This window comes from Streptomyces sp. yr375 (genome assembly GCF_900110755.1).
In the GTDB taxonomy this organism is placed as follows: domain Bacteria; phylum Actinomycetota; class Actinomycetes; order Streptomycetales; family Streptomycetaceae; genus Streptomyces.
This window is the reverse complement of the sequence record NZ_FOFF01000010.1, coordinates 151,232-177,676: the sequence shown is the minus strand read 5'-3', so window position 1 is coordinate 177,676 and position 26,445 is coordinate 151,232. Positions and strand designations below refer to the sequence as shown.

23 protein-coding genes are annotated in these 26,445 nt (G+C 71.4%); 13 read left to right on the top strand and 10 right to left on the bottom strand.

Features of this window, described 5'->3' with window-relative positions; translation table 11 throughout:
• Positions 1-16 precede the first annotated feature (16 nt).
• Together BMZ82_RS13775 and BMZ82_RS13770 are read right to left on the bottom strand one after the other, a co-directional pair.
• Positions 17-2,386 (bottom strand): HAD-IC family P-type ATPase, encoded by a 2,370-nt coding sequence (locus BMZ82_RS13775; RefSeq protein ID WP_093775332.1) that lies wholly within the window; start codon positions 2,384-2,386, stop codon positions 17-19.
• 72 nt (positions 2,387-2,458) lie between these two features.
• Positions 2,459-2,725, bottom strand: coding sequence for a DUF2530 domain-containing protein (locus BMZ82_RS13770; protein WP_093775330.1), 267 nt, complete (start codon positions 2,723-2,725; stop codon positions 2,459-2,461).
• A 137-nt stretch (positions 2,726-2,862) separates the two neighbouring features.
• On the opposite strand from BMZ82_RS13770, the gene BMZ82_RS13765 reads away from it, so the two are divergent.
• Positions 2,863-4,269: an NCS2 family permease gene (locus BMZ82_RS13765; RefSeq protein WP_093775328.1), complete on the top strand. Its 1,407-nt coding sequence runs from the start codon at positions 2,863-2,865 to the stop codon at positions 4,267-4,269.
• Positions 4,270-4,305: 36 nt separating this feature from the next.
• Here BMZ82_RS13765 and BMZ82_RS13760 read toward each other — a convergent pair whose 3' ends face one another.
• Entirely contained in the window at positions 4,306-4,488 is a 183-nt protein-coding gene (locus BMZ82_RS13760; RefSeq protein WP_020130247.1) for a CopG family antitoxin, read from the bottom strand.
• A 151-nt stretch (positions 4,489-4,639) separates the two neighbouring features.
• On the opposite strand from BMZ82_RS13760, the gene BMZ82_RS13755 reads away from it, so the two are divergent.
• Together BMZ82_RS13755 and BMZ82_RS13750 are read left to right on the top strand one after the other, a co-directional pair.
• Positions 4,640-5,077 (top strand): MarR family winged helix-turn-helix transcriptional regulator, encoded by a 438-nt coding sequence (locus BMZ82_RS13755; RefSeq protein ID WP_093775326.1) that lies wholly within the window; start codon positions 4,640-4,642, stop codon positions 5,075-5,077.
• Between the two features lie 67 nt (positions 5,078-5,144).
• Positions 5,145-6,539: an MFS transporter gene (locus BMZ82_RS13750; protein ID WP_093775324.1), complete on the top strand. Its 1,395-nt coding sequence runs from the start codon at positions 5,145-5,147 to the stop codon at positions 6,537-6,539.
• A 31-nt stretch (positions 6,540-6,570) separates the two neighbouring features.
• Here BMZ82_RS13750 and BMZ82_RS13745 read toward each other — a convergent pair whose 3' ends face one another.
• A complete protein-coding gene (locus BMZ82_RS13745; protein WP_093775464.1) occupies positions 6,571-7,098 on the bottom strand; it encodes a GNAT family N-acetyltransferase in 528 nt (175 codons plus the stop codon).
• A 51-nt stretch (positions 7,099-7,149) separates the two neighbouring features.
• On the opposite strand from BMZ82_RS13745, the gene thpR reads away from it, so the two are divergent.
• Entirely contained in the window at positions 7,150-7,722 is a 573-nt protein-coding gene (thpR, locus tag BMZ82_RS13740) for an RNA 2',3'-cyclic phosphodiesterase (RefSeq protein WP_093775322.1), read from the top strand.
• Positions 7,723-7,885: 163 nt separating this feature from the next.
• Here the strand turns inward: thpR and BMZ82_RS13735 are convergent, their stop codons facing one another.
• The gene (locus BMZ82_RS13735; protein ID WP_093775320.1) at positions 7,886-8,875 is read right to left on the bottom strand and encodes an aldo/keto reductase; all 990 of its coding nucleotides are present in this window, start codon (positions 8,873-8,875) and stop codon (positions 7,886-7,888) included.
• Positions 8,876-8,998: 123 nt separating this feature from the next.
• Here BMZ82_RS13735 and BMZ82_RS13730 point away from each other — a divergent pair, with 123 nt between their 5' ends.
• The gene (locus BMZ82_RS13730; protein WP_093775318.1) at positions 8,999-9,946 is read left to right on the top strand and encodes a nuclear transport factor 2 family protein; all 948 of its coding nucleotides are present in this window, start codon (positions 8,999-9,001) and stop codon (positions 9,944-9,946) included.
• Between the two features lie 45 nt (positions 9,947-9,991).
• Here the strand turns inward: BMZ82_RS13730 and BMZ82_RS13725 are convergent, their stop codons facing one another.
• Positions 9,992-10,579, bottom strand: a complete 588-nt coding sequence (locus tag BMZ82_RS13725) for a Uma2 family endonuclease (RefSeq protein ID WP_093775316.1) — start codon at positions 10,577-10,579, stop codon at positions 9,992-9,994.
• A gap of 70 nt (positions 10,580-10,649) precedes the next feature.
• Positions 10,650-11,330, bottom strand: a complete 681-nt coding sequence (locus BMZ82_RS13720) for a GDSL-type esterase/lipase family protein (protein ID WP_093775314.1) — start codon at positions 11,328-11,330, stop codon at positions 10,650-10,652.
• A 107-nt stretch (positions 11,331-11,437) separates the two neighbouring features.
• Between BMZ82_RS13720 and BMZ82_RS13715 the strand changes: the two genes are divergently transcribed.
• Both BMZ82_RS13715 and BMZ82_RS13710 read left to right on the top strand, forming a co-directional pair.
• A complete protein-coding gene (locus BMZ82_RS13715; protein ID WP_093775312.1) occupies positions 11,438-12,475 on the top strand; it encodes a TolB-like translocation protein in 1,038 nt (345 codons plus the stop codon).
• A 253-nt stretch (positions 12,476-12,728) separates the two neighbouring features.
• Positions 12,729-14,288: a cellulase family glycosylhydrolase gene (locus BMZ82_RS13710; protein ID WP_093775310.1), complete on the top strand. Its 1,560-nt coding sequence runs from the start codon at positions 12,729-12,731 to the stop codon at positions 14,286-14,288.
• Positions 14,289-14,315: 27 nt separating this feature from the next.
• On the opposite strand, the gene BMZ82_RS13705 is transcribed toward BMZ82_RS13710, so the two are convergent.
• The 3 genes from BMZ82_RS13705 to serC all read right to left on the bottom strand — a co-directional run bounded on the left by BMZ82_RS13705 (position 14,316) and on the right by serC (position 16,724).
• On the bottom strand, positions 14,316-14,807 hold the full coding sequence (locus BMZ82_RS13705) for a hypothetical protein (protein ID WP_093775308.1): 492 nt from the start codon (positions 14,805-14,807) through the stop codon (positions 14,316-14,318).
• 177 nt (positions 14,808-14,984) lie between these two features.
• Positions 14,985-15,527 (bottom strand): hypothetical protein, encoded by a 543-nt coding sequence (locus BMZ82_RS40210; protein ID WP_143098854.1) that lies wholly within the window; start codon positions 15,525-15,527, stop codon positions 14,985-14,987.
• 78 nt (positions 15,528-15,605) lie between these two features.
• Positions 15,606-16,724, bottom strand: coding sequence for a phosphoserine transaminase (serC, locus tag BMZ82_RS13690; RefSeq protein WP_093775302.1), 1,119 nt, complete (start codon positions 16,722-16,724; stop codon positions 15,606-15,608).
• Between the two features lie 233 nt (positions 16,725-16,957).
• On the opposite strand from serC, the gene BMZ82_RS13685 reads away from it, so the two are divergent.
• The 6 genes from BMZ82_RS13685 to BMZ82_RS13660 all read left to right on the top strand — a co-directional run bounded on the left by BMZ82_RS13685 (position 16,958) and on the right by BMZ82_RS13660 (position 26,444).
• A complete protein-coding gene (locus tag BMZ82_RS13685; RefSeq protein WP_371271210.1) occupies positions 16,958-19,855 on the top strand; it encodes an FAD-binding and (Fe-S)-binding domain-containing protein in 2,898 nt (965 codons plus the stop codon).
• Between the two features lie 92 nt (positions 19,856-19,947).
• Positions 19,948-21,072, top strand: a complete 1,125-nt coding sequence (locus tag BMZ82_RS13680) for a lipid II:glycine glycyltransferase FemX (RefSeq protein WP_093775298.1) — start codon at positions 19,948-19,950, stop codon at positions 21,070-21,072.
• A gap of 153 nt (positions 21,073-21,225) precedes the next feature.
• Positions 21,226-22,182, top strand: a complete 957-nt coding sequence (locus BMZ82_RS13675) for an EamA family transporter (RefSeq protein WP_093775296.1) — start codon at positions 21,226-21,228, stop codon at positions 22,180-22,182.
• 118 nt (positions 22,183-22,300) lie between these two features.
• Positions 22,301-23,116, top strand: a complete 816-nt coding sequence (locus BMZ82_RS13670; RefSeq protein ID WP_093775294.1) for a TIGR03084 family metal-binding protein — start codon at positions 22,301-22,303, stop codon at positions 23,114-23,116.
• Positions 23,113-24,831, top strand: a complete 1,719-nt coding sequence (locus BMZ82_RS13665; protein WP_093775292.1) for an acyclic terpene utilization AtuA family protein — start codon at positions 23,113-23,115, stop codon at positions 24,829-24,831. Before BMZ82_RS13670 ends, BMZ82_RS13665 begins: the two co-directional genes overlap by 4 nt.
• A complete protein-coding gene (locus BMZ82_RS13660; protein WP_093775290.1) occupies positions 24,828-26,444 on the top strand; it encodes an acyl-CoA carboxylase subunit beta in 1,617 nt (538 codons plus the stop codon). The genes BMZ82_RS13665 and BMZ82_RS13660 overlap by 4 nt, the downstream gene beginning before the upstream one ends.
• Position 26,445: the final 1 nt, after the last annotated feature.

Genomic DNA, 26,445 nt, shown 5'->3' with positions numbered 1-26,445 from the left:
GACCTGAAGCAAGCAGTCAGGCGGGGGAGCGGCGGTCGACCCATTTCCAGGTCAGTTCCAGGGCGACCGCCGCCACCCCCGCCACCCCCACCGCGATCCACGGCATCGTCGTACCGACCAGCTTCAGGGCGAAGAAGTCCTGGAGCGACGGGACGATCAGGACCACCAGGAACGCCGCGCCCATCGACGCCACCAGCAGGATCCGCCACCAGGTGTACGGGCGGGCGACGATCGCCAGGACCCACATCGACACCAGGAACAGGGTGAGCGTCGCCGCGCTGGTCTCGGCGTCCAACGAGCCCTTGCCCACGTAGTAGTGACGTGCCGTCAGATACGTCACGAAGGTGGCGACGCCCGCGATGACCCCGCCCGGGACCGAGTACCGCATCACGCGCCGTACGAAGTGCGGGCGGGCCCGTTCGGTGTTGGGGGCGAGGGCGAGGAAGAAGGCCGGGATGCCGATGGTGAGGGTGGAGAGCAGGGTCAAGTGGCGTGGCAGGAAGGGGTATTCGACCTGCCAGCACACCACCAGCAGGGCCAGCAGCACCGAGTAGACCGTCTTCACCAGGAACAGGGTCGCCACCCGGGTGATGTTGCCGATGACCCGCCGGCCCTCCGCCACCACCGACGGCAGCGTCGCGAAGCTGTTGTTCAGCAGCACGATCTGCGCGACCGCCCGGGTGGCCTCGGAGCCCGACCCCATCGCCACGCCGATGTCGGCGTCCTTCAGCGCGAGCACGTCGTTGACGCCGTCCCCCGTCATCGCCACCGTGTGCCCCCGGGACTGGAGCGCGCCGACCATGTCCCGCTTCTGCTGCGGGGTGACCCGCCCGAACACCGTGCCCTCGTCCAGCGCCCGCCCCATGTCGGCCCGCTCGGCGGGCAGTTGGCGCGCGTCGACCGTACGGCCGTCCAGCCCCAGCTTCGCGGCCACCGCGCCCACCGACACCGCGTTGTCGCCGGAGATGACCTTCGCGCGGACGTCCTGCGCGGCGAAGTAGCGCAGCGTGTCGGCGGCGTCGGGCCGCAGCCGCTGTTCGAGGACGACGAGCGCGGCGGGCCGGGCACCGCGCGCGGGCTCGGGATCGTCGAGGTCGCGGGCGGCGCGGGCCAGCAGCAGCACCCGCAGGCCCTGCTCGTTGAGCCGCCCGGTCTCCGCGAGGGCGGGCGCGCCGTCGGCCAGCAGCACGTCCGGCGCTCCCAGCAGCCAGGTGTTGATCTCCCCGTTGCCCTCGCTGAAGCTGGCCCCGCTGTACTTGCGGGCGGAGGAAAACGGCAGCGACTCGGTGCAGCGCCACTCCTCGACGTCCGGATAGGCGTCGATGATCGCCTTCAGGGAGGCGTTCGGCCGCGGGTCGGACTCCCCGAGCGCGCCCAGCGCCTGCCGTACGTACGACTCGTCGAAGCCGTCGAGCATCCTCAGCTCGGTGACGTCCATGCCGCCCTCGGTGAGGGTGCCGGTCTTGTCCAGGCAGACGGTGTCGACGCGGGCGAGGCCCTCGATCGCCGGCAGCTCCTGCACCAGGCACTGTTTTCGGCCAAGCCGGATGACGCCGATCGCGAAGGCGACGGAGGTGAGCAGCACCAGCCCCTCCGGGACCATCGGGACGATGCCGCCGATGGTGCGCGCGACCGAGTCCTTGAAGCCGTTGTTCTTCACGAACAGTTGCGTGACGACCAGGCCGATCGCGGCCGGGATCATCATCCACGTCACGTACTTGAGGATCGTGGAGATGCCGGAGCGCAGCTCGGAGTGGACGAGCGTGAAGCGTGACGCCTCTTCGGCGAGCTGGGCGGCGTAGGCCTCGCGGCCGACCTTCGTGGCCCGGAACGCGCCGCCGCCCGCCACCACGAAACTGCCCGACATGACCGGGTCGCCCGGCCGCTTCACGACGGGGTCGGCCTCGCCGGTGAGCAGCGACTCGTCGATCTCCAGCCCGTCCGCCTCGACGCACTCCCCGTCCACGGCGATCTTGTCCCCGGGCCCGATCTCGATGACGTCGTCCAGGACGAGCGCGGCGGTGGTGACCTCGGTCGCCGTGCCGTCGCGGCGGACGGTGGGGCGGGCCTCGCCGACGACCGCGAGGGAGTCCAGGGTCTGCTTCGCCCGCCACTCCTGGATGATGCCGATCCCGGTGTTGGCGAGGATCACGAACCCGAACAGGCCGTCCTGGATGGGCGCGACGGCCAGCATGACCACCCACAGGACGCCGATGATCGCGTTGAACCGGGTGAACACGTTCGCCCGGACGATCTCGCCGACCGAGCGGCTGCTGCGCACGGGTACGTCGTTCACCTGACCGCGCGCGACGCGGTCCGCGACCTCGGCGGCGGTCAGACCGGTCGCCGTCGCCGGCACGGAGGCTGGTGCGTCGGTGTGGGCCATGAGTCGACGGTACTGGGCCTCCCCTGACGGGGCCTCCCCTGACCGACGAGGTGGCGGGCTCGGCGGCGCCCGCTACCGGGGCTCGGCGGCGATCGCCCGCTTGATGGCCGCGTCCCGCCTGCGGACGTACCAGATGCCGATCAGCCCGAGCCCGGCCCCCGCGAGGCAGGTCCACAGCCACCACAGATGACCGTGGTCGTCCAGCGTGCCGTAGAAGGGGAGCTGGAGGAGGAAGAGGACGAACCAGAGGATCGTGCCGCCGGTGATGGTGGCGACGACGGGGCCCTCCAGGGGCTCCGGCGCCTCGTGCTTGGTGGGTCCCGAGAAGAACGCGGCCATGGGCACAGCTTACGAGGCCTGGTGAAACGGTCGGATCCCCCCGGGTCTACGCGCGGAGATGGCTGATTCGAACGGCATACGTTCATACTGAAACGGTTTATGCCTGACCGCTTCTCTTCGTAGGAAACGCCAAAAACATGTCCAGCCCCGCTCACGGCGCCCTCGACCGCTACTTCCGCATCTCCGAGCGGGGCAGCACCCTGCCGCGCGAGATCCGGGGCGGTTTCGCCACCTTCTTCGCCATGGCGTACATCATCGTGCTGAACCCGATCATCCTCGGCAGCGCGAAGGACATGTACGGTCACCAGCTCGATCACGGTCAACTGGTCACCGCCACCTGTGTGACGGCCGCCTTCACCACCCTCCTCATGGGGGTGATCGGCAACGTGCCCATCGCGCTGGCCGCCGGCCTCGGCGTGAACTCGGTGGTCGCCCTCCAGCTCGCACCCCGCATGTCCTGGCCGGACGCCATGGGCATGGTCGTGCTGGCCGGTCTCGTGGTGATGCTGCTGGTCGCCACCGGGCTGCGCGAGCGCGTGATGAACGCGGTGCCGTTCGGTCTGCGCAAGGCGATCTCGATCGGTATCGGCCTGTTCATCATGCTGATCGGGCTCGTCGACTCCGGCTTCGTCAGCCGCATCCCGGACGCCGCCCACACCACCGTCCCGCTCCAGCTCGGCGCCGACGGCCACCTCGACGGCTGGCCGGTCCTCGTCTTCGTCGTCGGCGCCCTGCTCACGCTGGCGCTGATCACCCGCAAGGTGCCCGGCGCGATCCTGATCTCGATCGTCGCCATGACCGTCCTCGCGCTGGTCGTCGACGCCGTCGCCGCGATCCCCTCCTGGGGCCTCACCACCCCCAAGTGGCCCGGCAACCCCGTCGCCTCCCCCGACTTCGGGCTCATCGGCGACTTCAGCCTGTTCGGCGGGTTCGGCAAGGTCGGTGTGCTGACCGGCGTCCTCTTCGTCTTCACCGTCCTGCTGTCGTGCTTCTTCGACGCGATGGGCACGATCATGGGCGTCTCCGACGAGGCGAAGCTGACCGACGCCAAGGGCGAGATGCCCGGCATCAACAAGGTCCTCTTCGTCGACGGCATCGCCGTCGCGGCGGGCGGCGCCAGCTCCTCGTCGGCCACCACCTGCTTCGTGGAGTCCACCGCCGGCGTCGGCGAGGGCGCCCGCACCGGCTTCGCGAACCTGGTCACCGGCGGCCTCTTCGCCGTGGCGCTGTTCCTCACGCCCGTCGCCACGATGGTCCCGTCCCAGGCGGCCACCCCGGCGCTGCTCGCGGTGGGCTACCTGATCCTGGCCGGCTCGGTCAAGGAGATCGACTGGTCCGACCACACCATCGCCGTCCCGGCCTTCATCACGATGGTGATGATGCCGTTCACCTACTCGATCACCAACGGCATCGGCATGGGCTTCATCACCTTCGTGGTGCTGCGCCTGGCGGCCGGGCGCGGCCGGGACGTCCCGGTGCCGATGTACGTGGTCTCCGCCGTCTTCGCCTTCTACTACCTGATGCCGGCCCTCGGCCTGACGTGAGCCGCGCCCCCTCGGAGCACCCCTCCGGGAGGCCGCTCACGTGAGCCCGTAGAACTTCTCCGTCTCCTCGACGGCGGTCTGGAACCGCTCGTCGAAGTCATCGCGAATGAGCGTCTGGACGACATAGTCCTGGACGCTCATTCCGCGTTTCGCGGCATGCTGCCGGAGCCGCTCGAGCAGCTCCTCGTCTATCCGCAGGCTGAGCACACTGGTCCCCATGAGACGAGGGTCGCGGGCGCGTACCGCACTTCGATCACTTTCCGCTGCCGAATCACTCGTTCGAGTGACGACGGGGTTTCCGTGGCCGGAGTCTCGGGAATCCCGGCAACCCCCGGCTTGTTTAGCGAGAGTAATGAGTTACGCTAAAGAGATGCCTGACCTAAGCCAAGGCGACGACACGGCCGCCGTGAACTCCCTGCGATCCGCCGTGATGCGGCTGTCCCGTCGGCTCAAGCACCAGCGCGTCGACGAGTCGCTGAGCCCGACCGAGATGTCGGTGCTCGGCACCCTCTCCCTCTGCGGCAAGGCCACCCCCGGGGAGCTCGCCCGCAAGGAGCATGTGCAGCCGCCCTCGATGACCCGCATCGTGGCCCTCCTGGAGGCCAAGGGCCTGGTCCGGCTGGAGCCGCACCCCGACGACCGGCGCCAGAAGGTCGTCACGAAGACCGAACAGGCCGAGGCCATGCTCGCGGAGAGCCGCGCCAAGCGGAACGCCTTCCTGACCACCCTGGTCGACGGCCTCGACGAGGACGAGTGGGTGAAACTGCGCGCCGCCGCCCCCGTACTGGAGAAACTCGCCCACCTGTAACCGACCCTGCCGGCCCGGCAGTTCAGTCAGTTCAGCAGTCCAGCAGTTCAAGAGGAGGCGAACCTTTTTGAGTTCGGGACCCGGAGCAGACTCCGCCCCCGCACCTGCCGCCCACGACTCCCCGCCCACCCCCACACCCGCCCGCACGTCCTCGATGTTCAGCTCGCTGAAGGTCAGGAACTACCGGCTGTTCTTCGCCGGCCAGGTCGTCTCCAACATCGGCACCTGGATGCAGCGCATCGCCCAGGACTGGCTGGTCCTCAGCCTCACCGGCTCCGCGACCGCCGTCGGCGTCACGACGGCCCTCCAGTTCCTGCCGATGCTCCTCTTCGGCCTCTACGGCGGCGTCCTCGTCGACCGGCTCCCCAAGCGCCGCGCGCTGCTGTTCACGCAGTCCGCGATGGCCGTCACCGGCATCGCGCTGGCCGCCCTGACCCTCAGCGGGCACGTCGAGGTGTGGCACGTGTACGTGGCCGCCTTCGCCGTCGGGCTCGCGACCGTCGTCGACAACCCGGCCCGCCAGTCCTTCGTCTCCGAGATGGTCGGCCCCGACCAACTACAGAACGCGGTCAGTCTCAACTCCGCCAACTTCCAGTCCGCCCGTCTCGTCGGCCCCGCCGTCGCCGGTCTGATGATCACCGGCGTGGGCACCGGCTGGGCGTTCCTCGCCAACGGGCTGTCCTTCGTCGCGCCGATCGCCGGGCTGCTGCTGATGCGCGCCCGCGACCTGCACGCCGTCGAGCGCGCGCCGCGCGGCAAGGGCCAGTTGCGCGAGGGGCTGCGGTATGTCGCCGGGCGGCCGGACCTGATCTGGACCATCGTCCTGGTCGGTTTCATCGGCACCTTCGGCTTCAACTTCCCCGTCTACCTCTCCGCCTTCGCCGACGACGTCTTCCACGCGGGCGCCGGCGCCTACAGCCTCTTCAACACACTGATGGCGGTCGGCTCGCTGGGCGGCGCCCTGCTGGCGGCCCGCCGCGGCACGGCCCGGATGCGGGTGATGATCGCCGCGGCGGTGGCCTTCGGCGCGATGGAGATCGTCGCGGCGGGCGCCCCCTCGCTGTGGCTGTTCGCCCTGCTCATGGCCCCGATCGGGATGTTCGGCATGACGGTCAACGTCACCGCGAACACCACCATCCAGATGGGCACCGACCCCGCCATGCGGGGCCGTGTGATGGCCCTCTACATGATGGTGTTCCTGGGCGGCTCGCCGGTGGGCGCGCCGATCGCCGGCTGGATCACGGACGCGTACGGCGTCCGGGCGGGCCTCGCGGTCGGCGGCGTGATCGCGGCGGTCGCCGCCCTCACCGTCGGTCTGGTCCTGGCCCGCGTCGGCGGCCTGCGCCTGACCGTGGGCTGGCACCACGGACACCCACGGGTGCGGTTCGTCCCACGGGAGGGCGGCGAGAGCGGCGAGCGCGAGGACGAGAACGGGGAGCGCGAGCTGGCCCCGGCGGGGTAGGGAACCGCGTGCCCGGAGGGTGCCCGTGCGCTCACACCCTCCGGGCCAGCACCTGCCCCGGCCAGTCGCCGTTCGCCGTGTACGGCTCGGTCGCGGTGAACCCGTTGGCCTCGTAGTAGGCGACGAGTTTGCCGTCGTCGCCCGCGTAGCAGTCCACCCGGAGCAGGGAGACGCCCGCCCGCCGGGTCGCCTCGGCGGCGTGCGCCAGCAGCGCGCCGCCCACGCCGTGGCCCTTGAAACGGCGGTCGGAGGCCAGCCAGTGGATGTACCGCTCGGGCTCGCCGGGCGGCGGGAGGTGGGCGAGGTAGGCGCCGGGCGCGTCGGTGAGGGTGAGGGTGGCGGCCGGCACGCCGTCGGCCTCGGCGATGAACACGTCGCCCTCCGCCATGTACCGGCCGACCGACTCCACCGTCCTCGCGTGCTCCGACAGCGGCTTCGTCCCCCACTGCCGGGTGCGCCCCTGCGCGACCAGCCACTCCACGCTGCTGTCGAGCATGGCGAGTATCAGGGGGATGTCGTCGGGCCCGCCGTCCCTGATCGTGATCTCGGTGATCCGCATGCCGCCCATAATGCCGGGCGCCCGGCTCCGCCTGCCGGGAAAATCGGGGGTATGAGACTCTTCGCCGCCGTACTGCCCCCGGAGGACGTCGCCCATGAACTCACCGCCGCGGTAACGGAGTTGCGCAAGCTGCCCGGTGCGGACGGGCTGCGCTGGACCGGCCGGCCCGGCTGGCACTTCACCCTCGCCTTCTACGGAGAGGTCGACGACGACCTCGTACCGGAGCTGTCGGCGCGGCTGGAGCGGGCCGCGCACCGGCACGCGCCCTTCGCGCTGGCGGTGCGGGGCGGGGGACAGTTCGGGCACGGGCGGGCGCTGTGGGCCGGGGCGGCCGGGGACGTGCCCGCCCTGCGGCTGCTGGCCGACCGCGCGGAGGCGGCGGCGCGCAAGGCGGGCCTGGAGACCGGGGAGCACCGCCGCTACCAGGCCCACCTGACGCTGGCCCGCAGCCGGGAAGCGGCGGACGTGCGGTCGTACGTCGAGGCGCTGGCCGCCTTCGAGGGCCGCACCTGGACGGTCGGGGAACTGGTGCTGGTCCGCAGCAACCTGCCGAGGTCCGGGGTCGCGGGGGAGCAGCCGCGTTACGAGCCGGTCGGGCGTTGGGCGCTCGGCGGGGCCCGTTAGTCTCGACGTGTGGACCCGAAGACCCGGAACCGGATCATGGCCGGTGCGCTAGTGCTGATGTTCGTGGTGGTCGCGGTGGCGGCGGTGGCCGGGAAATAACCCGACGCCCCCCGCCCGCCACCGCGCCCCACCGTGCTGAGCTGCGCCTTGGTGGCCCAGTGGCCTACCAGGCGAAGGCCTCCGGGGACGGGCCCGGGCCGGGGAAGATCTCGTCGAGGCCGGTCAGCAGCTCGTCCGACAGCTTCAGCTCCACGGCCCGCAGGGCGGAGTCGAGCTGCTCGGCGGTGCGCGGGCCGACGATCGGGCCGGTGACGCCGGGCCGGGTCAGCAGCCAGGCCAGGGCGGCTTCGCCGGGCTCGATGCCGTGCTTGTCGAGGAGGTCCTCGTAGGCCTGGATCCGGGCCCGTGCGGCGGGGTCGGCGAGGGTGTCGGCGGCCCGGCCGCTCGCCCGGCGCCCGCCCTCGATCTCCTTCTTGATGACGCCGCCCAGCAGACCGCCGTGCAGCGGCGACCAGGGGATGACCCCGAGGCCGTACTCCTGCGCGGCCGGGATGATCTCCATCTCGGCGCGCCGCTCGGCCAGGTTGTACAGGCACTGCTCGCTGACCAGGCCGAACGTCCCGCGCCTGGCGGCGACCTCGTTGGCCTGGGCGATCTTGTAGCCGGGGAAGTTGGACGACCCGGCGTACAGGATCTTGCCCTGCTGGACGAGGGTGTCGACCGCCTGCCAGATCTCCTCGAAGGGCGTGGCGCGGTCGATGTGGTGGAACTGGTAGAGGTCGATGTGGTCGGTGCGCAGCCGCTTCAGCGACGCGTCGACCGCGCGCCGGATGTTGACGGCGGAGAGCTTGTCGTGGTTCGGCCAGGCATCGCCCTCGGCGGCCATGTTGGCGTACACCTTGGTGGCGAGGACGACCTTGTCGCGCCGCTCGCCGCCCTTCGCGAACCAGTTCCCGATGATCTCCTCGGTACGGCCCTTGTTCTCACCCCAGCCGTAGACATTGGCCGTGTCGAAGAAGTTGATGCCCGCGCCGAGCGCCGCGTCCATGATCGCGTGGCTGTCGGCCTCGTCGGTCTGCGGGCCGAAGTTCATGGTGCCGAGGACGAGGCGGCTGACCTTGAGTCCGGTACGTCCGAGCTGCGTGTACTCCATGACTCCCAAGCCAACGCCGTGGAGTGCGCTCCAAGCAACAATTTCTTGACGCTAACTCAAAGTTAGTGCTTTCCTGTGGGAAGTGAAAGCTTGAACTCTCAAGATTCTGGAGACAGGAACACCGTGACCCCCACCACGCCCGCACGCCGAGTCCTCCTGGCCGCGCTCGCCGCGACCGCCCTGCTGGGCACGGCGGCCGTACCCGCCGCCGTGGCCGCCGCTCCGACCACCCCCCACTCCGCACCTCGTGCCGTGGGCCACGGCTACGGCGACGGCGTGCGCCTCGCCTACCAGAAGGCCGTGGCCGTACGGGTCCTCAAGGGCGTGTTCGAGCAGGGTGACACCAAGGTCGTCGACGACTTCGTCCGGCCCGACTACATCCAGCACAACCCGCTCGCCCCGAACGGCTCGGAGACCCTGAAGCAACTGGGCGTGGGCCTGCACCAGCAGTTCCCCGACGCGAAGTACGACGTCAAGCGGCTCATCTCCGAGGGCGACCTGGTCCTCGTCCACTCGAACGTCGTGGTCACGCCAGGGACCCGCGGCCAGGCCGTCTTCGACATCTTCCGGTTCCAGGGCGGGAAGATCGCCGAGCACTGGGACGCCGGCCAGGACGTCCCGGCCACCTCCGCCAACGGCAACGACATGTTCTCCACGGTCAGCAGCCCGCAGACCTCCCGGCCCGGCCCCGCCTGGCTCACCGCGTACAACAAGGAGCTGGTCACCAAGGCCTTCGACCAGCTCCTGGTGCGCAAGGACCTGTCAGCGGTGGACCGCTACTGGGGCGCCGAGTACCACCAGCACAACCCCACCATCGCCGACGGCGTGGCGGGCGTGAAGGCGGGACTCGGCGGCTACTTCGAGGCGTTCCCCCACCTGTCGGTCTCCCCCAAGCGCGTCATCGCCGAGGGCGACCTGGTCGCCGTCCACAGCCACTACGTCAACGCGCCGGGCGAGCGCGGCCAGGCGGTCGTCGACCTCTTCCGTGTCCGCGACGGCAAGATCGTCGAACACTGGGACGTGCTCCAGGACGTCCCGGCGACGTCGGCGAACGACAACACGATGTTCTGAGCCACGGCCTGACGGTCAGCAGGCCTGACGGCGGCAGGCTGACTGTCAGTCGCGGGGGAAGTCGTCGGTCTTGAGGGTGAGGCCGACGACGGTGGCGGTGAGGTCGATGTCGGTGCCGAAGTCGACGCGCTTCCTGCTGAGGTAGTCGCCGTCCTTGGGCTCGGTGTGGACGTAGCACCGCCCCTGGTAGGGATCGGCGATGACATAGACGGGGACCTCGGCGACGGCGTAGGCGGTCTTCTTCGGGCCGTAGTCGTTGGCGGCGGTGCCCTCGGAGATGACCTCGGCGACGAACTCGACGTCCTGGTACCGCCAGCGGCCTTCGTCGTCCTTCTTCGCCGAGTCGCTGAGCTTGGCGACGTCCGGGCAGAAGCCGTTCTCATGGCCCGGGAAGTCGATGCGGACGTCCGAGAAGACCCGGACATCCATTCCGAACCTGTCTTCGATGGGCCGTACGATCCGGCGGATGATGCACCAGTGCGTGTCCCGCTGCGGTGTCATGTGGACGTTGCCCCCGACGATCTCGACCCTGAATCCTTCGGGGACGGGCATCCGCTCCAGCCGCGCGAACCACTCGTCCAGGCGCTGGGTATTGGCGTCGGCCATCGCGATCCTGTCTTCGAGGCCGGTCATCCTGGCGCTCCTCCCCGGCCGCCTCGCACGAGTGCGGCCACGCAGTACAACGATACGCACGGCGACAGGGTCACGCCGGGCGCTCGTACTCCCCGCCCAGCTCCCACCCCTGGTACATGGCCGCCGCGAAGGCACCCGCCAGTTGGTGTTCGCCGGCGGCGTTCGGGTGGGTGCCGTCGTAGGTGTCGGTGTCGATGTCCCAGGTCTGCGGGATCGAGGCCAGGAGGATGGGGGAGGCCGGTTCGTCCAGGTCGGCGGCCGTCTTCGCGAGCAGCTCGTTGAAGCGGGCGACCTCGGTGGCGAAGGGCTCGTCGTTCGCGGCGCGGATGTTCGGGATCACCGGGAGCCACACCATCCGTATCCGCGGCCGCGCCGCGCGGGCCTCCGCCACGAAGGCGCGGGCGTTCGCCGCCGTCTGCTCGGCGTTGGTGTAGAAGCCCAGGTCGATCAGGCCAAGGGAGACCAGCAGGATGTCCGCCTTCGACCTGCGGGCCGCCTCGCCGATCAGCGGGACCATGTGCTGCCAGCCCTCGCCCCAGCCGGCCAGATGGCCGCGCGGGAAGTCGGGGTCGGCGTACGCGTACGAGGTGGCGGTGTCCGTCGTCTTGTCGTAGAGCGTCTCGCGGGGGCCGACGAGGGTGAACGGGCCGCCGTACGTCCCGCACAGGTGTTGCCACATGCGGTGACGCCAGGTGTGGTCGCCCGTGCTGCCGATCGTCATCGAGTCGCCTACGGGCATGAACCTGAGCATCCGCTCATGATGCGGGATCGGGAAACGATCACCGCGATCGGGGGCGTGTGAGACCGGCCACGGGCATGAGCACGTGAACCGCCGGGCGGGATGGCACGCTTGAGGGCATGCGCCGACCTTTCGCCGTCCGAGCCGGAGCCCTCCTCACCGCAGCCGTTCTCTCGGGAGGCGTTCTCTCGGGAGTGCTCGCCGTGCTCGTCGGGCCCGCCGCGTCCGTCGCGGTCGCGGCCGACGGCGACAAGGGGTTCACCATCGCGGATCCGCGCATCACCGAGTCCAGCGGGCTCGCCGCCTCGCGCCTGCACCCGGGCGTCTACTGGACGCACAACGACAGCGACGACGGCCCCTACCTGTACGCCGTCGACAGCGCGACCGGGAAGACCGTCGCCCGGCTCACCCTCACCGGCATCGGCACCCCGCGCGACGTCGAGGCCATCTCGATCGGCCCGGACAACGAGATCTGGGTCGGCGACATCGGCGACAACCTCGGCGGGACCTGGAAGTACGTGTGGATCTACCGGCTGCCCGAGCCGAAGAAACTCGTCGACCAGACGATCAAGGCCACGCAGTACGTCGTCAAGTACTCCGACGGCGCGCGCGACGCCGAGTCGCTCCTCGTGCACCCCAAGACCGGGCGCGTCTACATCATCGACAAGAAGGAGGAGGGCGGGCACCTCTACGAAGGCCCGGCCACCCTCTCCGCCTCCGGGACGAACGTCTTCCGGCCCGTCGCCGCCGTCGACCTGTGGGCCACCGACGCCGCGTTCTCCCCGGACGGCAGCCAACTCGCCGTGCGCGGCTACTTCGGCGGCATCTCCTACGACTGGAACGGCGGGAAGATCAAGCGCGCGGGGCGGCTCCAGGTGCCGTTGCAGGGGCAGGGGGAGTCCGTCAGCTACTCGGCCGACGGCACCAAGCTCATGTACGGCAGCGAGGGCGCCGGGAGTGCGGTGGTGGCGGAGGACGCGCCTGCCGGGGCGGCTTCGTCGGGCGCTGCCAAGTCGCCTTCGGGGGGCGGGAGTTCGAGTGCTTCGGGCGGGGGTGGCGGCTCCTCGTCCGGCGGGGGCGTCACGTTCGGGGCGCTCGCCGTCGCCGGGGTCGCGGCCGCCGTCTTCGGCCTGCGCCGCCGCACACGCCGAAGCTGAGCCGGGCCCTTCCACCGGCCTTCCTCTGGCCTTCCACCGGCCTTCCACCGGGCTTCCTCCGGCCTTCCACCGGGCTTCCTCCCGCCTTCCACCGGGCTTCCTCTTGCATCCCCTGCAAGCCTCCTTTGTCAGCCTCCTTGACGTGGTCATGGTGTGTCGGTTTCCTGGGGGAGCGCGGCGTGTGGGAGCGCTCCCACGTTTGTTCCGGGCCCCGCGCCTCCCCCCTCGCCCCCCCCCGAGAGGAAGCAGCGAGATGTTCCGCAGCTTGCGAAGAGCGCTGTGCGCGGTTGCCGCCGCGCTCCTGATACCGCTGGGGGCCGTCGCGCAGACGGCCCAGGCGACCGACACCACGAAGGCCACCGGTACGACGAAGGCGGTCGCGGCGGACGCGGCCGGGGCCGGTTACTGGCACACCAGTGGCCGGCAGATCCTGGACGCGGCCGGGCAGCCGGTCCGGGTCGCCGGGATCAACTGGTTCGGCTTCGAGACCGGCAACTACGTCGTCCACGGCCTCTGGTCGCGCGACTACAAGAGCATGATCGACCAGATGAAGTCGCTGGGCTACAACACGATCCGCATCCCCTACAGCGACGACATCTTCAAGAGCTCGACCGTCCCCAACAGCATCGACTTCAGCAGCGGCAAGAACGCCGATCTGCAAGGCCTCAACTCACTCGGCGTACTGGACAAGTTGGTGGCGTACGCGGGTCAGGACGGCCTGAAGGTCATCCTCGACCGGCACCGTCCGGACTCGGGCGGTCAGTCCGCGCTCTGGTACACGGCGGCGGTCCCGGAGTCGACGTGGATCGCCAACCTCAAGTCCCTCGCGGCCCGTTACAAGGGCCAGGACACGGTCGTCGGCATCGACCTGCACAACGAGCCCCACGATCCCGCCTGTTGGGGCTGCGGGGACACGGCCACGGACTGGCGGCTGGCCGCGCAGCGGGCCGGCAACGCGGTCCTGTCCGTCAACTCCGCCCTGCTGATCTTCGTCGAGGGCGTGCAGTCCTTCAACGGCGTCTCCGGCTGGTGGGGCGGCAACCTGATGGGGGTCGCGCAGTACCCGGTGCAACTCGACGTGGCGAACCGGGTCGTGTACTCCGCCCACGACTACGCCACGAGCGTCGCCCAGCAGAGCTGGTTCAGCGATCCGACGTTCCCCGCGAACATGCCGGGGATCTGGGACAAGTACTGGGGCTACATCTTCAAGCAGAACATCGCGCCGGTGTGGGTGGGCGAGTTCGGCACCACGCTGGCGTCGACGGTGGACCAGAAGTGGCTTGCGGCGCTGGTGAGTTACCTCCGGCCGACATCGACGTACGGCGCGGACTCGTTCTCCTGGACCTTCTGGTCCTGGAACCCCAACTCCGGTGACACCGGGGGGATCCTGAAGGACGACTGGCAGACCGTGGACACGGTGAAGGACGGGTATCTGGCGACCGTCAAGGCGGCCGGCTTCCCGAGCACCGGCGGCGGAGACGACGGCGGTGGCAGTGGTGGCGGCGGGAGTACGGCTGCCTGTACCGCCGCCTACACCGTCAGCAGCGACTGGGGCGGCGGCTTCAACGCCGACGTGAAGGTGACCAACACCGGGACGAGCGCCCTCTCGTCCTGGAAGGTCACCTGGACCTTCAGCGGCTCCCAGCAGGTCACGTCCATGTGGAACGCCTCGTACACCCAGACCGGCTCGACCGTGACCGCCGTGAACGCCTCGCACAACGGGGCTGTTCCGGCGGGCGGTTCGGCGAGCTTCGGGTTCGGGGGCGCGCCCGGGGGCGGGGGTGCGCCGAGTGTGAGCTGTACGGCGGCGTGACCGTCGGCGGGGTGTGCCGGCCGCCGGTCAGCCGCCCCGCACCGGTTTGATCTGGTGCACCCGGCGCTCGCGCCACGGGCCGAGCAGGCTGACGCCGTTGTGGTTGCGGCCGGCGAGGTAGAGCACGGGACCGGCCACGAACGTCACGAACACGGCGATCACGCTGACCGGGAAGAGGACGGGCAGCGACTGGCCCTCGGGGAGGGTCCGCCCGCCCTCGTGGAAGGCGTAGCCGAGGGCGGCGACCAGCACGACCGCGCAGACCGCCGCGAGGACGAGGCACAGGACCGCCGTCCGGCGGGTCCTGGCCTGGTCGGCCACCTCGGCCAGCAGGGAGGTGTCGCAGACCGGGCAGGTGAGTTCCACGGTGTGCCGGCCCGACTGCGGACGCCGGACCCGGAACGGACTGTCGCGCCAGGTGATGGTGCGCGTCCTCGGCCGGAAGATCCCGCCGGAGACCTGGTCGCTGAGAATGTGCCGCACCGCGACCTGCACGGTCCCTGGTATCGGTCGGTTCATACCGCTCCGCCCCCCTCACGTCGTACGGCCCGTTGTGAGCCACGTGATCACAGTGTCGACGAGGGACGTAAGGGACTCAACGGGCCCCGGAAACCTTTGCCTTGAGCATGCCGGGCGGGGATCAGGGGCGCTGTCAGGGAGATGCGGGGGAGGGGATGGGCGGGCCTCCCGCCCGGGTCATGCGGTGGGACAGGTCGGCCAGGCGGGCCGGGGTGTCGTCGAGGAGGAGCAGCAGTCGTGGTGTGTCGCCGCCCGCGTCGGCGGCGTCGGCGAGGACGAGGGCGAGGACGCCCAGCACGTTGTCCGGCTCGTCGGCGAGGAGGTCACCGGCCTCCCGGACGACGACCGCCGTGGGCGGTGCGGGGCGGTCGCCGGGGGATTGGGGGGGGCGACGGTCGGCGTGGTGTCGCGGAGGCAGTCGAGGAAGGCGTACCAGCGGTTTCCGAAGGTCTGGCCGGGCCAGCCGCGGCCGGCCCACTGGTCGAGGCGGTAGTAGGAGCGCCCGCCGTACCAGGAGGAGGTGGTGGTGTCCGCCCAGTGGTTGGCCCAGAAGTCCGCCGCCTCGACCGCCCAGTTCCAGTTCTGCTGGGTCACGCCCGCCGGCGGGTTGTTGCACCACTGGGTGCAGGCGCCGGGCGGCGGCGCGGCGACCGCGGTGCCGGTGTCGGTGGCCATGACGCCCGCGAGGGCGAGCAGCATGCCCGCGTGGGTTCCCGGCACGACAAAGGGCGCCCGGCACGTGATGTGCCGGACGCCCTCAGTCGTCGTAGTGCGTCGTACTGAGCCCTACGGAGAAGATCAGAGGTTCTCGATCACGTAGTCGATGCACTTCGTCAGGGCCGCGACGTCCGCCGGGTCGATCGCCGGGAACATCGCGACGCGCAGTTGGTTGCGGCCGAGCTTGCGGTAGGGCTCGGTGTCGACGATGCCGTTGGCGCGCAGGGTCTTGGCGACGGCGGCGGCGTCCACGTCGTCGGTGAAGTCGATCGTGCCGATGACCTGCGAGCGCTTCGCCGGGTCGGTGACGAAGGGGTTCGCGTACTTGACGTCCTCGGCCCAGCCGTAGAGCGTGCGCGCGGAGGCGGCGGTGCGGCCGACCGACCAGTCCAGGCCGCCCTGGCCGTTGATCCACTCCAACTGCTGGTTCAGGAGGAAGAGGGTGGAGAGGGCCGGGGTGTTGTACGTCTGGTTCTTGCGCGAGTTGTCGATCGCGGTGGGGAGCGAGAAGAACTCCGGGATGTGCCGGCCGGACGCGTGGATCCGCTCGGCGCGCTCGATCGCGGCCGGGGAGAACACGCCGATCCACAGGCCGCCCTCGGAGGCGAAGGACTTCTGCGGGGCGAAGTAGTAGACGTCCGTCTCGGCGATGTCGACCGGGAGGCCGCCCGCGCCGGACGTGGCGTCGACCAGGACGAGCGCGCCCTCGTCGGCGCCCCGCACGCGCGCGAGGGGGGCCGCGACACCGGTGGAGGTCTCGTTGTGGGTGAACGCGTAGGCGTCCACGCCCGCCTCGGCCGCCGGCTCGGGGTGCGTGCCCGGGTCGGAGGAGATGACGGTGGGCCCGGCCAGCCACGGGGCGAGCTTGGCCGCCTTCGCGAACTTGGAGCTGAACTCGCCGAACGTGAGGTGCTGCGACTTGTTCTCGATCAGGCCGTGCGTCGCGACGTCCCAGAAGGCCGTCGAGCCGCCGTTGCCGAGGACGACCTCGTAGCCCTCGGGGAGGGAGAACAGCTCGGAGATGCTCTCGCGCACCTGGCCGACCAGGTTCTTGACCGGGGCCTGGCGGTGGGAGGTGCCGAGGAGGGACGTACCGGTGGCGGCCAGGGCGTCCAGCGCCTCCACCCGCACCTTGGAGGGGCCCGCGCCGAAACGACCGTCGGCGGGCTTGATGTCAGCAGGAATCTGGATCTCAGCCACGGAAGTGAGATTAGCCGCTCCGGGAAACCCCGGTGAAACCTGGTCCGTCGGCTGAGACACGTCTTTGGTTTCCTGGACCCGTGACGAAACACGAGGGTGTCGACGGTCGAGCGAGTGCTGCCGGGGCTGCGGGTACGGCAGGTAGCAGGGGTGCTGCGGGGCTCGAAGGTGCGTTGCGGCGGGTCGTCGGTGGGGACGTGGAGTTCGGGGTGACGGCCCGGGCGCTGGTCACCATGGACGCGTCGAACTACCGGCGGGTCCCCGTAGGGGTCGTCGCGCCGCGTGACGCCGACGACGTGAGCGCCGTACTGGAGGTGTGCCGGGCGCACGGCGTGCCGGTCGTCGCGCGCGGCGGCGGGACGTCCATCGCCGGGCAGGCCACCGGCACCGGTGTGGTGCTGGACTTCACCCGGCATATGAACCGGTTGGTCACCCTGGATCCGGAGGCGCGGACGGCCGTCGTGCAGCCGGGGCTCGTCCTCGACCGGCTCCAGGAGGCCGCCGCCCCCTACGGGTTGCGCTTCGGGCCCGACCCGTCCACGCACAGCCGCTGCACGCTCGGCGGGATGATCGGCAACAACTCGTGCGGCTCCCACTCGGTGGCCTGGGGGACGACCGCGGACAGCGTGCGCGAGCTGGCGGTCGTCACCGCGCGCGGGCAGCGGCTGCGGCTCGGGCAGGGCTGGGACGGGGCGCCGGACGGGCTGCGGGCGCTGGTGGACGGCGAACTGGCGCGGCTGCGCACCGGCTACCCCGAGCTGCCGCGCCGCATCTCCGGGTACGCGCTGGACGCGCTGCTGCCGGAGAACGGCGTCGACGTCGCCCGGTCTTTCTGCGGCTCCGAAGGCACCCTAGGGGTCCTCACGGAGGCGGTCGTACGGCTCGTCGAGGCACCACGCGCGCGTGTGCTCGCGGTGCTCGGCTACGCCGCCGAGGGCGACGCCGCCGAAGCCGCGGCCGGGCTGCTGCCGTACGGGCCGCTGACCGTGGAGGGCATGGCGGCCGACCTGGTGCCGCCGGGCGCGGCGGCCGGGCTGCCCAGGGGCGGTGCCTGGCTGTTCGTGGAGACCGGCGGGGAGACGGCAGCGCAGGCACGCGCGCGTGCGCAGGCGATCGTCCGCGCGGCCGACGTCGTCGACGCGCGCGTGGTGACCGACCCCGCCGGGCAGCGGGCGCTGTGGCGGATCCGGGAGGACGCGAGCGGGACGGCGACCCGGATGCCTGGGGGCACCTCCCAGCCCCCTGGGGCTGTGGGAGGGTCCGAGGCCTGGCCCGGCTGGGAGGACTGCGCGGTGCCGCCCGCCCGGCTCGGCGCGTACCTGCGCGACTTCCGCACCCTGCTCACCGCGCACGACCTGCGCGGGACGCCGTACGGCCATTTCGGGGACGGCTGTATCCACGTCCGCATCGACTTCGACCTCCTCACGGAGGCGGGTATCGGCCGCTTCCGCCGCTTCTCGGAGGAGCTGGCCGACCTGGTCGTCGCGCACGGCGGCTCGCTCTCCGGCGAGCACGGCGACGGACAGGCGCGGGCCGAACTGCTGCCCAGGATGTACGGGCCCGAGCTGGTCGCCCTCTTCGAGCGCGCCAAGGGCGTCTGGGACCCGGACGACCTGCTCAACCCGGGCATGCTGGTCCGCCCGGCCCCCCTCGACAGCAACCTGCGCTTCGCCGTCCTGCCCCGCGAACCGGTCGACGTGGCCTTCGGCTACCCGTCCGACGGCGGCGACTTCTCGGCGGCGGTACGGCGCTGTGTGGGCGTCGCGAAGTGCCGTACGACGGAGGCGACGGGGGACGGCGTGATGTGCCCCTCGTTCCGGGTCACGGGCCGGGAGGAGCACTCCACGCGCGGGCGGGCCCGGCTGCTGCACGAGATGCTGGCCGGTGAGCTGGTGACCGACGGCTGGCGTTCCACGGAGGTCCGGGACGCGCTGGACCTGTGCCTGTCCTGCAAGGGCTGCCGCTCCGACTGCCCCGTAGAGGTCGACATGGCCACCTACAAGGCGGAGTTCCTGCACCACCACTACGAGGGGCGACGGCGACCGGCCGCGCACTACAGCATGGGGTGGCTGCCGGTGTGGCTGCGCTGGGCCAGCCGGACGCGGGCGACCGCCGTACTCAACACGCTGGCCGCCGTCGGCCCGCTGGCCCACCTCGCCAAGCGGCTCGGCGGCATCGCCCCGGAGCGGGGGATTCCGCGACTGGCGGGGGAGACGTTCAGCGGGTGGTGGCGGCGCAGGCCTGTCGACAAGCAGGCCCCTGACCCGGGCGGGTCGGCCAGTAGGGGTGAGGTGGTCGTCCTGTGGCCCGACACGTTCACCGAGCACCTCGCGCCGTCCGTGGGCCGGGCGGCCGTTCGCGTCCTGGAGGCGGCGGGGCTGCGGGTGGCGCTGCCGCCGACCCTGCGGACGCGCGGGGGGCGGCGGCCGGTGGGCGACGGCCGGTCCAGGTCCCCGGTCGCGCTGCTGACCGCCCGCCGGGGCCGGGTCTGCTGCGGGCTGACGTACGTCTCCACCGGCCAGCTCGACCACGCGCGCGTGGTGCTGCGCCGCACGCTCGACCTGATGCAGCCGGTGCTGGAGACGGCCGCCCCGGTCGTCGTCCTGGAGCCGAGCTGCGCGGCGGCCCTGCGCACCGACCTGCCCGAGCTGCTGCACGACGACCCGCGCGCGGGTCGCCTCGCCGCCCGCGTCCTCACCTTCGCGGAGGCCCTGGAGCGGTACGCCCCCGGCTGGACCCCGCCGCGCCTGGACCGTCCGGCGGTCGGCCAGACCCACTGCCACCAGCACGCGGTGCTGGGCGACGCGGCCGAGCGGCGGCTGCGCGAGGCCGCGGGGCTCACCGGCGACCTGACGGGCGGGTGCTGCGGCCTCGCCGGAAACTTCGGCTTCGAGGCAGGCCACTTCGAGGTGTCGTCGGCCTGCGCGGAGGAACGACTGCTGCCTGCCGTAAGGGATGCCCCGGAGGGGTCGGTGGTCCTGGCGGACGGCTTCTCCTGCCGGACCCAACTGGACCAACTGGCGGGGGTACGGGGGCGGCATCTGGCGGAGGTACTGGCCGAGGCGCTGGACGGCGAGCCGGACGGGGAACAGGAGCACCAGGGAGAACACCGCCACCACGACCACCCGTGACACCCGTGACACCCGTAGCCCCATCCCCCTTCATTCCTTTTCATTCCTCTCATTCCTCCATTCGACCTTCCGACCGTTCGAGGAGCCCGCGCATGAGTGTGCGTGTCCAGTCCATCAGCCGTGCCGAGCATCTGGCGTTCGTCGCGGCCCGCCCGTCCGCCAGCCATATGCAGATCCCCTCGTGGGGCGACGTGAAGCCGGACTGGCGGGCGGAGAGCCTGGGCTGGTTCGACGAGGAGGGCCGGCTCGCCGGGGTGGGGCTGGTGCTGCTGCGGCCGCTGCCGAAGCTGAAGAAGTACCTGGCCTACCTGCCCGAGGGACCGGTCCTCGACTGGCACGCGCCCGACCTGGTGGAGCGCTGGCTGACGCCGATGCTCGCGCACCTGAAGGCGCGGGGCGCGTTCTCGGTGAAGATGGGCCCGCCCGTCGTCGTACGACGCTGGAGCGCCGACGCCGTCAAGGCGGCCATCGCCGACCCGGGCGCCCGGCGGCTGCGGGACGCCGAGGCGAGTGCGTACGAGCCGCGCGCCTTCGACATCGCCGACCGGCTGCGCCGGGCCGGCTGGGAGCAGACCGAGCCGGGCGGCGAGGACGGCTTCGCGGCCGGTCAGCCCCGGTACGTCTTCCAGATCCCGTTCGCCGGACGGACCCTGGAGGAGGTCCACGGGTGCCTCAACCAGCAGTGGCGGCGCAACATCAAGAAGGCGGAGAAGGCGGGCGTGAAGGTCGTCCGGGGCGGCTACGAGGACCTGGCGGCCTTCTACACGCTCTACACCGAGACCGCCGAGCGGGACCGTTTCCTCCCGCGCCCGCTGCCCTACTTCCAGCGGATGTGGAACGCCCTGAACGACGAACACCCCGACCGCATGCGGCTCTACCTCGCCCATCACGACGGCGAGGTGCTCGCGGCGGCCACCATGCTGACCGTCGGGGAGCACGTCTGGTACTCGTACGGCGCTTCCACCGGCCGTAAGCGCGAGGTCCAGCCCAACAACGCCATGCAGTGGCGCATGATGGCCGACGCCCACGAGCTGGGCGCGGCCGTCTACGACCTGCGCGGCATCACCGACACCCTGGAGGAGTCCAACCACCTGCTCGGCCTGCTCCGCTTCAAGGTGGGTACGGGCGGCGAGGCGGTGGAGTACCTGGGCGAGTGGGACTTCCCGCTCAACAAGCTGCTGCACAGGGCGCTGGACCTGTACATGGCGCGCAGGTAGCCGTCTCGAGCCATCTCAAGCAGCCCCAAGCCGTCTCACGGCTCAAGACAGAGGCTAGATGAGTTCACACACCTGACGAGGTCTACTAACCTGGACTGGTTAGTACATCAAGATGAACGCGCCGAAGTCGAAACCCGAGCACCTGGACCGCCCGTGACCACCCTCGACACAGCCGCCACCGCACCGCAGGTCTCGGCTCCCGCTCCGGGCCGTTTCGGCGCGTTCGGCCCGGTCGGCCTGGTGCTCGCCGGTGGGGTCTCGGTGCAGTTCGGCGCGGCGCTGGCGGTGACGCTGATGCCGAGGGTGGGCGCGCTGGGCGTGGTGGCGCTGCGGCTGCTGGTGGCGGCGCTGGTGCTGATGGCCGTCTGCCGGCCGCGCCTGCGCGGTCACTCGCGCGCGGACTGGGGCACGGTCGTCGTCTTCGGCGTGACGCTGGCCGCCATGAACGGCCTGTTCTACCAGGCGGTGGACCGCATCCCGCTGGGCCTGGCCGTCACCCTGGAGGTGCTCGGCCCCCTCGCCCTGTCGGTCGTCGCCTCGCGCCGCGCACTCAACCTGGTCTGGGCCGGACTCGCCCTCGCCGGCATCTTCCTGCTCAGCGGGGCAGGGGGCGGCGAGGGCGATGGCGGCGGCGGTGGCTTCGGTGAACTCGACCTCGTGGGCGTCGCGTTCGCGCTGGGCGCGGGTGCGATGTGGGCGGCGTACATCGTCTTCAGCGCCCGTACCGGCCGCCGCTTCCCGCAGGCGGACGGGCTGGCGCTGGCGATGGCGGTGGGCGCGCTGCTGTTCCTGCCGCTGGGGATCGCCGAGGCGGGCACGAAGCTGCTCGACCCGGTGGCGCTGGGCCTCGGCGCGGCGGTGGCCGTCCTCTCCTCGGTCCTGCCCTACACCCTCGAACTCCTCGCCCTGCGCCGCCTGCCCGCCTCCACCTTCGCGATCCTGATGAGCCTGGAACCCGCGATCGCGGCCACCGCCGGCTTCCTCATCCTCGGCCAGGCCCTCTCCACCCTCCAGGCGGCGGCCATCGCGCTGGTCATCGTGGCGAGCATGGGGGCGGTACGGACCCAGGTGGGACGGCGACGGGACAAGGCGACGCTCCCGGAGGCCTGAGGAAGGCCCGAGGGGGGGCTTAGGAAGGTCCGAGGGGGGCTTCAGCGGGGCTTCGGCCCGCGCAAATCAATAACAAGCATGCTTGATTGTTTTCTGTCCCGCTGCCATGCTCCACCCCATGGCCGACCCCACCCCCGTACTCGACGACCTCCGTGCCGAAAGCGCCGAACTCGACCGGCTGGTGGCCGAGTTGGGGCCCGAGCAGTGGGCGCTGCCGACCCCCGCCCCCGGCTGGACCGTCGCTCACCAGATCGCCCACCTCGCCTGGACCGACCGTTCCTCCGTGCTGGCCGTGACCGATCAGGACGCCTTCTCCCGTGAGGTCGAGAAGGCGCTGACCGCGCCCGGGGACTTCGTGGACGGCGCTGCCGAGGAGGGCGCCGGGAAGCCGTCCGCGCAGTTGCTCGCGGACTGGCGGTCCGACCGCGAGGCCCTCCAGGGCGCTCTGCGCGCGGCCCGGACGGGGGCGCGTTTCCCCTGGTACGGCCCGCCCATGTCCGTCACCTCCATGGCCACCGCCCGCCTCATGGAGACCTGGGCGCACGGCCTGGACATCGCCGACGCGCTCGGCGTCGTCCGCACCCCCACCGACCGCCTGCGGCACATCGTCCATCTCGGCGTCCGCACCCGCGACTTCGCCCTCGGCATGCACGGACTGCCCGTGCCGTTCGAGGAGTTCCGCGTCGAACTCACCGGCCCGTCCGGCGAGTTGTGGACGTACGGCCCCGAGGACGCCGACGACCGTGTCACCGGCCCGGCGCTCGACTTCTGCCGCCTGATCACCCAGCGCGCCCACCGCGCCGACCTCGCCCTGACCGCCGTGGGCCCGGACGCGGACCGCTGGCTGGACGTCGCCCAGGCGTTCGCGGGCCCGCCCGGCGAGGGCCGCGCACCCACAGACAAGGGGGACGCGCCCGAGGGGGCGGCGGAGTGACGCGGGCGCTGCGCATCGGCAACGCCTCCGGCTTCTACGGCGACCGTTTCGACGCGATGCGCGAGATGCTCACCGGCGGCGGACCAAGCGGCGGCCCCGGCGGCCGACTCGACATCCTCACCGGCGACTACCTCGCCGAGCTGACGATGCTCATCCTGGGCCGGGACCGGCTCAAGGACCCGGCCGCCGGCTACGCCCGCACGTTCCTGGGCCAGTTGGAGGAGTGCCTCGGCCTCGCCCACGACCGCCGGGTGCGCATCGTCGCCAACGCCGGCGGCCTGAACCCGGCCGGACTCGCCGACGCCGTACGGCGGTTGGCGGACCGCCTCGGCATCCCGGTACGCGTCGCCCACGTCGAGGGCGACGACCTGACGCACCGTCACCCCGGGAGTCTCACCGCGCACGCCTACCTCGGCGGCTTCGGCATCGCCGCGTGTCTGCGGGCGGGCGCGGACGTCGTCGTCACCGGGCGGGTGACGGACGCGGCCCTGGTCACCGGGCCCGCCGCCGCCCACTTCGGCTGGGGGTCGAAGGACTACGACCGGCTCGCGGGCGCGGTCGTCGCCGGGCACGTCCTGGAGTGCGGGACGCAGGCCACCGGCGGCAACTACGCCTGGTTCAAGGGCCGGGACGTGCGCCACCCCGGCTTCCCGATCGCCGAGCTGCACGAGGACGGCAGCAGCGTCATCACCAAGCACCCCGGCACCGGCGGCTTCGTCGACGTCGGCACGGTGACCGCCCAACTCCTGTACGAGACCGGCCCGGCCCGGTACGCGGGACCCGACGTCACCGCCCGCCTGGACACCGTACGGCTCACCCAGGACGACGAAGGGCCGGACCGGGTACGGATCCACGGTGTGCGCGGCGAGCCCCCGCCGCCGACCCTCAAGGTCGGCCGCACCCGCCTCGGCGGCTACCGCAACGAGGTCGTCTTCGTGCTCACCGGCCTCGACATCGAGGCCAAGGCGGCGCTCGTGCGCAAGCAGTTGGCGACGGCGGTCGGTGAAGTCGCCGACGCCCGCTGGGAGTTGGTCCGCACCGACCGGCCCGACGCCGACACCGAGGAGACCGCGAGCGCGTTACTCCGGCTCGTCGTCCGCGACCCCGAACAGGCCGCCGTCGGGCGGGTGTTGAGCGGCGCGGCGATCGAGCTGGCCCTCGCGAGCTACCCCGGCTTCCACGTCCTCGCCCCACCCGGCAAGGGCTCCCCGTACGGCATCTTCGAGGCCGGGTCCGTCCCCCGGGACGAGGTCGCGCACGTGGCCGTCCTCACCGACGGGCGCCGCATCCCCGTGCCCCCGGCCACCGACACCCGCGTACTCGACGCCGTACCGGACCCCCCGCTTCCCGACCCCTTGCCGGACCTCTTCTCCGACGAGCGGCCCGTGCGGCGTGCCCCCCTCGGACTCGTCGCCGGTGCCCGCAGCGGCGACAAGGGCGGGGACGCCAACGTCGGGGTGTGGGTGCGCACGGACGAGGCGTGGCGCTGGCTGGCCCACACGCTCACCGTCGACCGCTTCCGCGAACTGCTCCCGGAAACCCGCGAGTTGACGGTCACCCGGCATGTACTGCCGCACCTGCGCGCCCTGAACTTCGTCGTCGAGGGCATCCTCGGCGCCGGCGTCGCCTCGCAGGCCCGCTTCGACCCGCAGGCCAAGGCGCTCGGCGAATGGCTGCGCTCCCGTCACCTGGACATTCCGGAGGCCCTCCTGTGACCGTCCTGCCGTCGGCGCTGGACACGACCGGCCCCGACCACCCCGACCACCGCGCCTACCTCGCGCACCGTGAGGCGATGCTCGCCAAGCTCGACGACCTGGCCGCCGAGCACGCGAAGGCGCTGGCGGGCGGCGGCGAGAAGTACGTCGCCCGGCACCGCGCACGCGGCAAGCTCCTCGCGCGCGAGCGCGTCGAACTGCTCCTCGACCCCGACACACCCTTCCTGGAGCTGTCGCCGCTGGCCGGCTGGGGGAGCGAGTACGCGGTCGGCGCGTCGCTCGTGACCGGGATCGGGGTGGTCGAGGGCGTGGAGTGTCTGATCACGGCCAACGATCCGACCGTGCGCGGCGGCGCCAGCAACCCGTGGTCCCTGAAGAAGGCCCTGCGCGCCAACGACATCGCCCTCGCCAACCGGCTGCCCTGCATCAGCCTGGTGGAGTCCGGCGGGGCCGACCTGCCGTCGCAGAAGGAGATCTTCGTCCCGGGCGGGGCCGTCTTCCGCGACCTGACGCGGCTGTCCGCCGCAGGGATCCCGACCATCGCCGTCGTCTTCGGGAACTCGACCGCCGGGGGCGCGTACATCCCCGGCATGTCCGACCACGTGATCATGGTCAAGGAGCGGGCGAAGGTGTTCCTCGGCGGCCCGCCGCTCGTCAAGATGGCCACCGGGGAGGAGAGCGACGACGAGTCCCTGGGCGGCGCGGAGATGCACGCGCGCGTGTCGGGTCTCGCCGACCACTTCGCCGTCGACGAGCGGGACGCGCTGCGCCAGACCCGCCGCGTGGTGGCCCGCCTCAACCACCGCAAGGCGTACGCGGATCCCGGCCCGGCCATCCCTCCCAGGTATGACGAGGACGAGCTCCTAGGGATCGTCCCGGGCGATCTGCGCACCCCCTTCGACCCGCGCGAGGTGATCGCCCGGATCGTCGACGCCTCCGACTTCGACGAGTTCAAGCCCCTCTACGGGACGAGCCTCGTCACCGGCTGGGCGACCCTGCACGGCTATCCCCTGGGCGTGCTGGCCAACGCCCAGGGCGTGCTGTTCAGCCAGGAGTCCCAGAAGGCCGCCCAGTTCATCCAACTCGCCAACCAGCGCGACATCCCGCTGCTCTTCCTGCACAACACCACCGGCTACATGGTCGGCCGGGAGTACGAGCAGGGCGGCATCATCAAGCACGGCGCGATGATGATCAACGCGGTCGCCAACTCGAAGGTCCCCCACCTCTCCGTCCTCATGGGCGCGTCGTACGGCGCGGGCCACTACGGCATGTGCGGGCGCGCCTACGACCCCCGTTTCCTCTTCGCGTGGCCGAGCGCCAAGTCGGCCGTCATGGGCCCGCAGCAGCTCGCCGGCGTCCTCTCGATCGTCGCCCGGCAGTCGGCGACGGCCAAGGGCCTGCCCTACGACGAGGACGCCGACGCCGCGCTGCGCGCCATGGTCGAGCAGCAGATCGAGTCGGAGTCGCTGCCGATGTTCCTGTCGGGGCGGCTCTACGACGACGGCGTCATCGACCCGCGCGACACCCGCACGGTCCTCGGGCTGTGCCTGTCGGCCATCCACACGGCGCCGTACGAGGGTGCGCGCGGCGGCTTCGGCGTCTTCCGGATGTGAG